Source organism: Helicobacter pylori, from assembly GCF_009689985.1.
In the GTDB taxonomy this organism is placed as follows: domain Bacteria; phylum Campylobacterota; class Campylobacteria; order Campylobacterales; family Helicobacteraceae; genus Helicobacter; species Helicobacter pylori_CG.
Genome location: NZ_QBAW01000001.1, coordinates 172,906 through 184,763, shown reverse-complemented (window position 1 = coordinate 184,763; position 11,858 = coordinate 172,906). Strand labels below are relative to the sequence as shown.

At 40.0% G+C, this 11,858-nt stretch carries 13 protein-coding genes, 5 tRNA genes and 1 pseudogene; 16 read left to right on the top strand and 3 right to left on the bottom strand.

Annotation, left to right across the window (positions count from 1 at the left end):
• Positions 1-68 precede the first annotated feature (68 nt).
• The 7 genes from groES to DBU79_RS00885 all read left to right on the top strand — a co-directional run bounded on the left by groES (position 69) and on the right by DBU79_RS00885 (position 3,425).
• Complete coding sequence (gene groES / locus DBU79_RS00915; protein WP_000671959.1) at positions 69-425, top strand: co-chaperone GroES; 357 nt, start codon at positions 69-71, stop codon at positions 423-425.
• A gap of 24 nt (positions 426-449) precedes the next feature.
• Positions 450-2,090: a chaperonin GroEL gene (gene groL, locus DBU79_RS00910; protein WP_154411255.1), complete on the top strand. Its 1,641-nt coding sequence runs from the start codon at positions 450-452 to the stop codon at positions 2,088-2,090.
• 802 nt (positions 2,091-2,892) lie between these two features.
• Positions 2,893-2,968: transfer RNA gene (locus DBU79_RS00905), tRNA-Lys, on the top strand.
• 10 nt (positions 2,969-2,978) lie between these two features.
• Positions 2,979-3,053 (top strand) — tRNA-Glu (locus DBU79_RS00900).
• 40 nt (positions 3,054-3,093) lie between these two features.
• Positions 3,094-3,169: transfer RNA gene (locus DBU79_RS00895), tRNA-Val, on the top strand.
• Positions 3,170-3,209: 40 nt separating this feature from the next.
• Positions 3,210-3,286, top strand: a tRNA-Asp gene (locus DBU79_RS00890).
• A 63-nt stretch (positions 3,287-3,349) separates the two neighbouring features.
• Positions 3,350-3,425: transfer RNA gene (locus DBU79_RS00885), tRNA-Glu, on the top strand.
• A gap of 13 nt (positions 3,426-3,438) precedes the next feature.
• On the opposite strand, the gene panC is transcribed toward DBU79_RS00885, so the two are convergent.
• Together panC and pyrF are read right to left on the bottom strand one after the other, a co-directional pair.
• Positions 3,439-4,269: a pantoate--beta-alanine ligase gene (panC, locus tag DBU79_RS00880; protein WP_154411254.1), complete on the bottom strand. Its 831-nt coding sequence runs from the start codon at positions 4,267-4,269 to the stop codon at positions 3,439-3,441.
• Positions 4,270-4,953 carry an orotidine-5'-phosphate decarboxylase gene (gene pyrF, locus DBU79_RS00875; RefSeq protein ID WP_078241365.1) on the bottom strand — a complete coding sequence of 228 codons (684 nt, stop codon included), beginning with the start codon at positions 4,951-4,953 and terminating at the stop codon, positions 4,270-4,272.
• Between the two features lie 122 nt (positions 4,954-5,075).
• Here pyrF and DBU79_RS00870 point away from each other — a divergent pair, with 122 nt between their 5' ends.
• The 9 genes and pseudogenes from DBU79_RS00870 (at position 5,076) to DBU79_RS07750 (ending at position 10,940) form a co-directional block, all read left to right on the top strand.
• Positions 5,076-5,741 carry a carbonic anhydrase gene (locus tag DBU79_RS00870; protein ID WP_154411253.1) on the top strand — a complete coding sequence of 222 codons (666 nt, stop codon included), beginning with the start codon at positions 5,076-5,078 and terminating at the stop codon, positions 5,739-5,741.
• Positions 5,728-6,558, top strand: a complete 831-nt coding sequence (gene kdsA, locus DBU79_RS00865) for a 3-deoxy-8-phosphooctulonate synthase (RefSeq protein ID WP_154411252.1) — start codon at positions 5,728-5,730, stop codon at positions 6,556-6,558. The genes DBU79_RS00870 and kdsA overlap by 14 nt, the downstream gene beginning before the upstream one ends.
• Before the next feature lie 9 nt (positions 6,559-6,567).
• Positions 6,568-7,038 carry a 6,7-dimethyl-8-ribityllumazine synthase gene (gene ribH, locus DBU79_RS00860; RefSeq protein WP_154411251.1) on the top strand — a complete coding sequence of 157 codons (471 nt, stop codon included), beginning with the start codon at positions 6,568-6,570 and terminating at the stop codon, positions 7,036-7,038.
• A 1-nt stretch (position 7,039) separates the two neighbouring features.
• A complete protein-coding gene (gene nusB / locus DBU79_RS00855; RefSeq protein ID WP_000235743.1) occupies positions 7,040-7,456 on the top strand; it encodes a transcription antitermination factor NusB in 417 nt (138 codons plus the stop codon).
• Between the two features lie 128 nt (positions 7,457-7,584).
• The gene (locus DBU79_RS00850; protein ID WP_154411250.1) at positions 7,585-8,328 is read left to right on the top strand and encodes a YaaW family protein; all 744 of its coding nucleotides are present in this window, start codon (positions 7,585-7,587) and stop codon (positions 8,326-8,328) included.
• A gap of 259 nt (positions 8,329-8,587) precedes the next feature.
• Positions 8,588-9,349: a YaaW family protein gene (locus tag DBU79_RS00845; RefSeq protein ID WP_000323693.1), complete on the top strand. Its 762-nt coding sequence runs from the start codon at positions 8,588-8,590 to the stop codon at positions 9,347-9,349.
• Between the two features lie 84 nt (positions 9,350-9,433).
• Positions 9,434-9,574 carry a hypothetical protein gene (locus DBU79_RS07760; RefSeq protein WP_000071328.1) on the top strand — a complete coding sequence of 47 codons (141 nt, stop codon included), beginning with the start codon at positions 9,434-9,436 and terminating at the stop codon, positions 9,572-9,574.
• A gap of 350 nt (positions 9,575-9,924) precedes the next feature.
• Positions 9,925-10,661: pseudogene (locus DBU79_RS07755) on the top strand (YaaW family protein).
• Between the two features lie 54 nt (positions 10,662-10,715).
• On the top strand, positions 10,716-10,940 hold the full coding sequence (locus DBU79_RS07750) for a hypothetical protein (RefSeq protein ID WP_167599562.1): 225 nt from the start codon (positions 10,716-10,718) through the stop codon (positions 10,938-10,940).
• Positions 10,941-10,968: 28 nt separating this feature from the next.
• Here the strand turns inward: DBU79_RS07750 and flgG are convergent, their stop codons facing one another.
• On the bottom strand, positions 10,969-11,757 hold the full coding sequence (gene flgG, locus DBU79_RS00825) for a flagellar basal-body rod protein FlgG (RefSeq protein ID WP_000946437.1): 789 nt from the start codon (positions 11,755-11,757) through the stop codon (positions 10,969-10,971).
• Positions 11,758-11,858 lie beyond the last annotated feature (101 nt).

Here is an 11,858-nt window from a genome sequence, read left to right as displayed (position 1 = left end):
AGTTATGTCGCTTAAGAATACTAAGCGCTAATTTTCTATTTTATTTATCAAAACTTAGGAGAACTAATATGAAGTTTCAGCCATTAGGAGAAAGGGTCTTAGTAGAAAGACTTGAAGAAGAGAACAAAACCAGTTCAGGCATCATCATCCCTGATAACGCTAAAGAAAAGCCTTTAATGGGCGTAGTCAAAGCGGTTAGCCATAAAATCAGCGAGGGTTGTAAATGCGTTAAAGAAGGCGATGTGATCGCTTTTGGCAAATACAAAGGTGCAGAAATCGTTTTAGACGGCGTTGAATACATGGTGCTAGAACTAGAAGACATTCTAGGTATTGTGAGCTCAGGCTCTTGTTGTCATACAAATAGTCATGACCATAAACATGCTAAAGAGCATGAATCTTGCTGTCATGATCACAAAAAACACTAAAAACATCATTATTAAGGATACAAAATGGCAAAAGAAATCAAATTTTCAGATAGTGCAAGAAACCTTTTATTTGAAGGCGTGAGACAACTCCATGACGCTGTCAAAGTAACCATGGGGCCAAGAGGCAGGAATGTGTTGATCCAAAAAAGCTATGGCGCTCCAAGCATCACCAAAGATGGCGTGAGCGTGGCTAAAGAGATTGAATTAAGTTGCCCGGTGGCTAACATGGGTGCTCAACTCGTTAAAGAAGTAGCGAGCAAAACCGCTGATGCTGCCGGCGATGGCACGACCACAGCGACCGTGCTGGCTTATAGCATTTTTAAAGAAGGCTTGAGGAATATCACGGCTGGGGCTAACCCTATTGAAGTGAAACGAGGCATGGATAAAGCCGCTGAAGCGATCATTAATGAGCTTAAAAAAGCCAGCAAAAAAGTGGGCGGTAAAGAAGAAATCACCCAAGTGGCGACCATTTCTGCAAACTCCGATCACAATATCGGGAAACTCATCGCTGACGCTATGGAAAAAGTGGGCAAAGACGGCGTGATCACCGTTGAAGAAGCTAAGGGCATTGAAGATGAATTGGATGTCGTAGAGGGCATGCAATTTGATAGAGGCTACCTCTCCCCTTACTTTGTAACCAACGCTGAGAAAATGACCGCTCAATTGGATAACGCTTACATCCTTTTAACGGATAAAAAAATCTCTAGCATGAAAGACATTCTCCCGCTACTAGAAAAAACCATGAAAGAGGGCAAACCGCTTTTAATCATCGCTGAAGACATTGAGGGCGAAGCTTTAACGACTCTAGTGGTGAATAAATTAAGAGGCGTGTTAAATATCGCAGCGGTTAAAGCTCCAGGCTTTGGGGACAGAAGAAAAGAAATGCTCAAAGACATCGCTGTTTTAACCGGCGGTCAAGTCATTAGCGAAGAATTAGGTTTGACTTTAGAAAACGCTGAAGTGGAGTTTTTAGGCAAAGCCGGAAGGATTGTGATTGACAAAGACAACACCACGATCGTAGATGGCAAAGGTCATAGCCATGATGTTAAAGACAGAGTCGCGCAAATCAAAACCCAAATTGCAAGCACGACAAGCGATTATGACAAAGAAAAATTGCAAGAAAGGTTGGCTAAACTCTCTGGCGGTGTGGCTGTGATTAAAGTGGGCGCTGCGAGTGAAGTGGAAATGAAAGAGAAAAAAGACCGGGTTGATGATGCATTGAGCGCGACTAAAGCGGCGGTTGAAGAAGGCATTGTGATTGGCGGCGGTGCGGCTCTTATTCGCGCGGCTCAAAAAGTGCATTTGAATTTACACGATGATGAAAAAGTGGGCTATGAAATCATCATGCGCGCCATTAAAGCCCCATTAGCTCAAATCGCTATCAATGCCGGTTATGATGGCGGTGTGGTCGTGAATGAAGTGCAAAAACACGAAGGGCATTTTGGTTTTAACGCTAGCAATGGCAAGTATGTGGATATGTTTAAAGAAGGCATTATTGACCCCCTAAAAGTAGAAAGGATCGCTTTACAAAATGCGGTTTCGGTTTCAAGCCTGCTTTTAACCACAGAAGCCACCGTGCATGAAATCAAAGAAGAAAAAGCGACCCCAGCAATGCCTGATGTGGGTGGCATGGGCGGTATGGGAGGCATGGGCGGAATGATGTAAGCCCCCTTGCTTTTTGTAACTTTTCTTTACTTTTTAAAAAGCACTCTATAAAATCTCTCTTTCTTGGGGGGTGCTTTGATAAAACCGCTCATTCTAAAAATAAAACACGCAACTTTTCAAATCCATTCAGTATTTTTAATAACAAATAAAATTTTTAACTTGAATATTCTTTCATTGTTTCAAAAAATTGAGTTACTTTATTTTATATTTTTAAATTTTATTTTAAAAATTATTTTCATTATCCTTATCTGCGATGATTTTTTAGCTATTCTAACAGCCCTTGATATCCCAAAATTCAAGCGCTCTTAAAGTGAATTTGAAAAAAATCATGAAGGGCTTTTCTCAAAGTGTAATAATGAGAAAAATAGAAATACAAACCAACAAAGACACTTGGACTTTCCAGCTTTGATAGATAAACACAAACAACACCCCAACAGACAGAGGAATAACGCAACTCTTATCCGCTATGTTTTTAGTTAGCCTTTTTCTTTATCTTAGGTCTGTGTTTAGCAGGCTTTTATTTGCTATAAAATTATAAGGCTCTGTTCTCATTAGGCATTAATTATAGAGACTAAAAACGCTACAAGCATTTTTTAAAACCTTAAAAACAATACCAACCAATAACAAAAACGCATGGAATCTGTTGCGATTCTTGCAGCATTAAGCGCAATCAAGTTCTCATTTAAGCAAAAGCTGTTACCCATGCCGTTTTAAGAGCGTGTCATTCCTATGAAAACCGCAATATTTTTCAATTATTCTTGACAAGCGTTAAAAAAAATTGTATTATTATCTTTTTTTGTGAGACCCGTTAGCTCAGCTGGTAGAGCAATTCCCTTTTAAGGAATGGGCCGTTGGTTCAAATCCAACACGGGTCACCATGAGCATCGTGGCTCCTTCATCTAGTGGTTAGGATACCACCCTTTCACGGTGGTTACAGGGGTTCAAATCCCCTAGGAGTCACCACTCTTTTATACGGGTTTAGTTGGATTTATCTCAATATTTTGGTCGCTTAGCTCAGTTGGTAGAGCGCTACCCTTACAAGGTAGATGTCATAAGTTCGAGTCTTATAGCGACCACCATGACTAAAGCATGCATTTTTAGGCTATGGGGTTTGGATAGGGAGCGGTAGTTCAGCTGGTTAGAATATCTGCCTGTCACGCAGGGGGTCGCGGGTTCGAGTCCCGTCCGCTCCGCCACCAAGAACTTTTTAAATCATTTTCTACGCTTTATTTCCAATATAATAGTCAATCGTTAAAAATGACCCTTTCATCTAGTGGCCAAGGATACCACCCTTTCACGGTGGAAACGGAAGTTCAAATCTTTCAAGGGTCGCCACAAAAATTTCAAACTACACCCATAAATTATCTAAAAGCCTGGTTTTACCCACACGAGCCGCCACCAAAATGAGCGTGTTAGCTGGCTCTATGGTTGTTAAAGGCTCTAGCTTGTGGTTACAGCATTCCAAATAATCCACTTCTAAATTTTTTAAAATTTCAAGCCCTAGTTTTTTCAGTTTTTCGCACGCTTTTTCGCCCTTATCTATGGCTTGCTGGATACTTTCTAGAGCTTTTGGAATGGCTAGGGCATGTTTTCTTTCTGTGGCATTCAAATACACATTCCTAGAGCTTAACGCCAAATGATCGCTATCTCGCGCAATCTCGCATGGCGCTATTTCAATGTCTAAAAGCAAATCTTTAACTAAATGCTCAATGATTAAAAGCTGTTGGGCGTCCTTTTTGCCAAAATACGCTCTAGTGGGATTGACAAGATGGAACAATTTTAACACAACCTGAACCACCCCATCAAAATGCCCCTTACGCATGGCTCCCTCTAAAGAGCGGGATAAAAATGCAGGGGCATATAATTTTAGGCATTGCTCTGCTTCATAGGGATACATTTCGCCAATTTTAGGCAAAAACACCGCACTAACGCCTAATTTTTCACACAAAGCCAAATCCTTTTCTAAAGGGCGCGGGTAAGTGCTAAAATCCTCATTAGCCCCAAATTGCGTGGGGTTGACAAAAACGCTTACAATCGTGTGGGGATTTTCTTTCAAACTCCTTTCTATCAAGCTTTGATGCCCTTTGTGTAAAGCCCCCATAGTCGGCACAAACCCCACGCTTTCTTTCAAACTTTTACGATATTCTCTTAAAGCAGCAATCGTTTCTAACACCCACATTTAACAATCCTTTAAAAGCTCTAAAACCACTTCTCTAGGCTCTTTAGCCTGATAAATGGGGCGGCCCACCACGATAAAATCGCTTAAATTTTGTTTAGCTTCTTTAGCGTTCGCCACTCGTTCTTGATCTTCTTTATCGTTTTTATCCAGCCTTATGCCAGGGGTTAAAGTCAAAAAGCCTTGACCCAAAGCCTCTTTGATCGCTAAACTTTCAAACACCGAACACACCACCCCATCAATCCCGCTCTCTTTGCCCATAGCGCTCAATTTAATCGCTTGAGTTTTTAAAGGGGCGTTATACACCATCAAAAATTCCTCTTCGCTAAAGCTGGTTAAAGCGCTCACGCCCATGATCAAGGGGCGTTTTTTAAGAGCGTTCAGGCGTTGCATTAAAATGGTTAGCGCGCTTTTAGCGCTGCTTAAATGCACGGTGAGCATGTCAATGTCTAATTTCGCGCATTCTAGCGCGGCATTTGCCATAGTATAAGGAATATCATAGAGCTTCAAATCCAAAAAGATCTTAAAATTTTCATCAATCTTTCTGATTTCATCTAAAAAAACAGCCCCATCTCTTATAAACGATCTAAGCCCCACCTTAGCCCATAAATCTAAGCCCTTCAATTCTTGCAATAAAGAAAGATTGTCCTCTTTTTTTTCTAAATCCAATGCGACACATAATTGCATGAAAGCCCTTTAAAGTGTAAAATAACGCCATTATAACAAAAAGAAATGCAAGATTTTTAGCTATGATAAGCGTTTTAGAATGAAAACCAAGTTTAAAAAAATGAGATTTTAAGGGTTAAAGAGTGAAAGCGTTTTTAGGAGCGTTAGAGTTTCAAGAGAATGAATATGAAGAGCTTAAAGAGCTTTATGAGAGCTTAAAGACTAAGCAAAAGCCCCACACTTTGTTCATTTCTTGCGTGGATTCACGAGTCGTGCCTAATCTAATCACTGGCACCAAACCGGGCGAATTGTATGTGATCCGCAACATGGGCAATGTGATCCCCCCTAAAACAAGCTATAAAGAATCCCTTTCTACCATTGCGAGCATTGAATACGCTATTGTGCATGTGGGGATTCAAAACTTAATCATTTGCGGGCATAGCGATTGTGGGGCTTGCGGGAGCATTCATTTAATCAATGATGAAACCACCAAAGCTAAAACCCCTTACATTGCAAACTGGATACAATTTTTAGAGCCTATTAAAGAAGAATTAAAAGATCACCCGCAATTCAGCAACCACTTCGCCAAGCGTTCATGGCTTACAGAGCGTTTGAATGTGCGCTTGCAACTCAACAACCTCTTAAGCTATGATTTCATTCAAGAAAGAGTGATGGATAACGAATTAAAAATTTTTGGTTGGCACTATATTATAGAAACAGGCAGGATTTATAATTATAATTTTGAAAGCCATTTTTTTGAGCCGATTGAAGAAACCATTAAACAAAGGATAAGTCATGAAAACTTCTAACATAAAAACCCCCAAACCCGTTTTAATCGCTGGGCCATGCGTCATTGAGAGCTTAGAAAATTTAAGAAGTATCGCTATTAAATTACAACCCCTAGCCAACAACGAGCGGTTGGATTTTTATTTTAAAGCGAGTTTTGATAAGGCTAACCGCACGAGTTTGGAGAGTTACAGAGGGCCTGGTTTAGAAAAAGGCTTAGAAATGTTACAAATTATCAAAGATGAATTTGGCTATAAAATTTTAACCGATGTGCATGAGAGCTATCAAGCAAGCGTGGCAGCCAAAGTAGCGGATATTTTACAAATCCCGGCGTTTTTGTGCCGCCAAACGGATCTGATTGTAGCAGTGAGCCAGACTGACGCTATTGTCAATATCAAAAAAGGGCAATTCATGAACCCAAAAGACATGCAATATTCTGTCTTAAAAGCTCTTAAAACAAGGGATAGTAGCATTCAAAGCCCCACTTATGAAACAGCGTTAAAAAATGGCGTGTGGCTGTGTGAAAGGGGGAGCAGCTTTGGGTATGGGAATTTAGTGGTGGATATGCGCTCTTTAAAAATCATGCGAGAGTTTGCCCCGGTGATTTTTGACGCTACCCATAGCGTGCAAATGCCAGGGGGAGCGAACGGGAAAAGTTCAGGAGACAGCTCTTTTGCCCCTATTTTAGCCAGAGCGGCGGCGGCGGTGGGGATTGATGGGTTATTCGCTGAAACGCACATTGATCCTAAAAACGCCCTAAGCGACGGAGCAAACATGCTAAAACCTGATGAGTTAGAACACTTAGTAACCGACATGTTAAAAATCCAAAATTTATTTTAAAGGAATTTCATGCAAATCATAGAAGGGAAATTGCAATTACAAGGGAATGAAAAAATCGCTATTTTAACCTCGCGCTTCAATCATATCATCACAGACAGATTAAAAGAAGGGGCGATGGATTGCTTTAAAAGGCATGGGGGCAATGAGGAGCTTTTAGATCTCGTGCTAGTGCCTGGGGCTTATGAATTGCCTTTGATTTTAGACAAATTGTTAGAGAGTGAAAAATACGATGGCGTGTGCGTTTTAGGAGCCATTATTAGAGGGGGGACTCCGCATTTTGACTACGTGAGCGCGGAAGCGACTAAGGGCATTGCTAGCGCGATGCTAAAATACAGCATGCCGGTAAGCTTTGGCGTGCTTACCACAGACAATATTGAACAAGCGATTGAAAGAGCGGGCAGTAAAGCCGGCAATAAGGGCTTTGAAGCGATGAGCACCCTCATTGAATTGTTGAGCTTGTGCCAAACTCTCAAGGGTTAAAATGGCGACACGAACTCAAGCCAGGGGGGCTGTGGTTGAATTGTTGTATGCGTTTGAAAGCGGTAATGAAGAAATTAAAAAAATCGCTTCCAGCATGTTAGAAGAAAAAAAGATTAAAAACAACCAGTTGGCTTTTGCCTTAAGCCTTTTTAATGGCGTGTTAGAAAAAATCAGTGAAATTGACGCTCTCATTGAACCGCATTTGAAAGACTGGGATTTCAAGCGATTAGGGAGCATGGAAAAGGCGATTTTACGCTTAGGAGCGTATGAAATTGGCTTCACGCCCACACAAAACCCTATCATCATCAATGAATGCATAGAGCTTGGCAAACTCTACGCTGAGCCTAACACCCCTAAATTTTTAAACGCTATCTTGGATTCTTTGAGCAAAAAGCTCGCTCAAAAACCCTTGAATTAAGGGCGTTTTATGCCTAAATTTAAAAAATGATGCCGTAATCACTAATCACTAATCACTAATCACTGATCACTAAAAAAGGGGGTTGGTGGGATTTGAGCGAGTGGTAGAAATAAAAATAAAGGAATAATATGGCATACAAATATGATAGAGATTTGGAATTTTTAAAGCAATTAAGCTCTAATGATTTGAAAGATTTGTTTGATGTGCTTGTTTATGACAAAGATGGCGAAAAAAGATTTACTGAAGGATTAACGCTTTCAGAAGAATACAAAAAACATGGCAATGATTACGCTAAATATGCAGAAAGGATCGCTGAAGAGTTACAGCATTATGGGGCTAATAGTTTTGCGAGCGCGTTGAGAGGTACAGGGGTTTTATACAGAGAGATTTTGTGTGAAGTGTGCAATAAATTAAAAGTCAATTACAACAAAAAGTCTGACACAACTTTGATTGAAGAAAACATGCTCTCTAGCATTTTACAAAAAAGTTTGGAAAAAATGAGCGATGAGGAGATTAGAGAGCTTTGCGATGAATTAGGAGTGAAAAACACCAATAAATTAGGCAAGCAAGCCCTAAGCACAGCTGCTTTAACGCTGTTTAGAATGGGGGGCTTCAAATCCTATCAATTAGCTTTAATTGTTGCAAACGCCGTGATAAAGGCGATTTTTCAAAGAGGGTTGTCTCTAGGGGCAAATGCCGCTCTTACAAGAGGGCTAAGCATTTTAACAGGCCCTGTTGGCTGGATCATTACAGGTGTATGGACAGTGATTGATATTGCAGGGCCGGCCTATAGGGTAACCATACCGGCATGCATTTTGGTTACCACTTTACGCCTAAAAGCGCAAGCAAACGAAATTAAAAATCTTCTTTAACTCTTATTAAACCTTTCTTAAAAATACAATATAAACCCAGATTCTATAAAATGTCTGGGTTTTATTTTTAGCGTTTGAGAAAATTGATGCTTTAAAGCAATCTTAAGAGCGTTGGGCTTTTGAGCTTAAGCCTTTTTAGAATATTAAGTGTAGTTTTAGACAAATGATATTAAAATCAGTAATCACTTTAGAAAAACAGCGATGGAGCGTGAAAAGTCGTTTGTTTTTAATAAGTGATAAAACAATATAAAGGAATAATATGGCATACAAATATGATAGAGATTTGGAATTTTTAAAGCAATTGGAATCTAGTGATTTATTGGATTTGTTTGAGGTGCTTGTTTTTGGTAAAGACGGCGAAAAAAGGCACAATGAAAAACTGACAAGCTCAATAGAATACAAAAGGCATGGCGATGATTACGCTAAATACGCAGAAAGAATCGCTGAAGAGTTGCAATACTATGGGAGCAATAGTTTTGCAAGCTTCATTAAAGGCGAAGGAGTCTTATACAAAGAGATCTTATGCGATGTGTGCGATAAATTAAAGGTCAATTACAACAAGAAAACCGAAACGACTTTAATTGAACAAAACATGCTTTCTAAAATCTTAGAAAGAAGTTTAGAAGAAATGGACGATGAAGAAGTGAAAGAAATGTGCGATGAATTGTCCATAAAAAACACGGACAATTTAAACAGACAAGCCTTAAGTGCGGCGACTTTAACGCTGTTTAAAATGGGGGGCTTTAAATCTTATCAATTGGCTGTCATTGTTGCGAATGCGGTCGCAAAAACCATTCTAGGGCGTGGTTTATCGCTTGCGGGCAATCAAGTGCTTACAAGAACTCTGAGCTTTTTAACAGGCCCTGTTGGCTGGATCATTACAGGCGTATGGACAGCGATTGATATTGCAGGGCCGGCTTATAGGGTAACCATACCAGCATGCATTGTGGTTGCCACTTTACGCCTAAAAACACAGCAAGCCAATGAAGATAAGAAGTCGTTGCAAATAGAATCCATTTAAGCTTTTTTTTAGAGAAAGAGGTATAAAATGGAAACCTAGATGCGAAAATGCATCTAGTTTTTATTTTAATTTAAGGGAGACAAAATGAGTAACAGTTGCAGTAATCAAAACCACAATCAAAAAGGTGATGCTAAAAATCAAAACAACGAAAGTTGTCAAAAAAATAGCCAAAACCAAGCTAATCAATGCAACGCTAACCACGAACATAAAAACGACAAAAAATAAGGGTTAGAGGGTTAAAGGAGGGGGTTTCTTGTGCCAAAAATCAAAATAGCGTTTCATTAAATTAGCCCCACCTAAAAAAATCAATAGGTTTTTGCTTTCAAATCAGATTTATCTTATTTAAAATGATAAGCGTATCAAAACATTTTAATTATTATCATCATTCTTTGGTTGTAAAATCAATAAAACCCATTAGCATTTGTAACGCAATATTCATGCGCAGTTAGCGGGTGTGCTTAAACCTTTTAGGGCGTTAAACATGATTTTAAAAAATGATGCTATAATCACTAATCACTAAAAAAGGGGGTTGGTGGGATTTGAGCGAGCGGTAGAAGTAAAATTAAAGGGATTGCATGGCATGCAGATGTGATAGCGACTTGGAATTTTTAAAGCAATTAAGCTCTAATGATTTGAAAGATTTGTTTGATGTGCTTGTTTATGATGAAGATGGCACACTAAGAGTGAATGAAGAATTGACAAATTCAACAGAATATAAAAGGTATGGTCATGATTACGCCAAATACCCCAGAAGAATCGCTGAAGAATTGCAGTGTTACGGGGGCAATAGTTTTGCGAATTTTTTTAGAGATGAAGGGGGTCTTATACAAAGAGATTTTGTGCGATGCGTGCGATCATTTAAAGGTTAATTACCATGAAGAATCTCCAACCTCTTTGATTGAGCAAAACATGCTTTCTAAACTTTTGAAAGGTAGTTTAGAAAAAATGAGTGGGAAAGAGATTAAAGAACTCTGCGATGAATTGGGCATGACAAATATTGATAAAGTGATTGGTGAGAACAAACAAGTCCTAATCGCATCTGCTTTAACGCTGTTTAGAATGGGGGGGGGGTTTCAAATCCTATCAATTAGCTTTAATTGTTGCAAACGCCGTGATAAAGGCGATTTTTCAAAGAGGGTTGTCTCTAGGGGCAAATGCCGCTCTTACAAGAGGGCTAAGCATTTTAACAGGCCCTGTTGGCTGGATCATTACAGGTGTATGGACAGTGATTGGTATTGCAGGGCCGGCCTATAGGGTAACCATACCGGCATGCGTTTTGGTTGCCACCTTACGCAAAAAATTGAAAGCATAACAAGAAGCAAAACAAGCAAGACTGAAAGCAGAACGAGAAGCGGATGAAAAGAAAATGTGGTATCTGGTTATTGTTTTTTGCATTCTCATTGGTCTGGCTGTTTTTAGCTGTTTTTTTTCATCAAAGGAAAACACCATTCAAGCAATGACCCAAGCAATAACCCAAAAAACGGTGTTGAAAAACTTAAAAACCCTAGCCACAAGGATTAAAGAATGGCAGCAACCGCTCCAAAACACAAAACCACCCCAAGCACAAAAACAACAAGGGAGCAGAGATTAAAGAGCGTCAAGGAGAGTAAAATCCCCTTTTAGCGTTTGAGAGAATTGACGGTTTGGAGCATGGCATCAGCGGTTTGAATGCTTTTAGAATTGGCTTCATAAGCCCTTTGAGCGGTGATGAGATCCGTCATTTCTTCTACCAATCTCACATTGCTAAGCTCCAAAAAGCCTTGCCTTAACTTGCCTAAGCCTTGAGAATCCGGATTGCCCACAATCGCATCCCCGCTAGCGTTGGTGATGGAAAATAAATTATCCCCCATAGAATGAAGCCCCGCTGGGTTGACAAAATTAGCCAAAGTGATTTGCCCGATCACATTAGAAGTCGTTTGCAAGCCTTGAGTCACGCTCACCGTGCCATCCACACCGATGTTTACTTGCGTGGTGTCTTCAGGTAAAGTGATTTGAGGGATGAGAAGATAGCCCTCGCTTGTTACAAGATTGCCCTGCTCGTCTAGCTTGAAATTCCCGCTTCTTGTATAAGCGGTGGTGCCATCAGGCAGTTGGACTTGAAAAAAGCCTTTACCTGTAATGGCGACATCTAAATTGTTTTCCGTTTCTTTAGGGCTGCCTTGCGAAAACATTTTGGTAATCGCGCTAGGGCGCACGCCTAAGCCTACTTCCATGCCATCTGGCGATAAAGTCGTGTTGCTTGTGTTGGTGCCGGCGTATTGCATCGCTTGGTAAAACAAGTCGTTAAAATCCGCACGAGATTTTTTAAACCCGGTGGTATTGACATTGGCGATATTGTTTGAAGTAGTGTCAATATGCGTTTGTTGGGCGAGCATCCCTGAAGTGGCACTATAGAGAGAGCGGAGCATTTTTTCCCTTTAAACTGAAACTTAATCACCCAAAATTCTAACAAAAATAATATTAAATTTGACTAAACTTGAAACGCTTTTTTAATAAAAAGGTTTAAAAA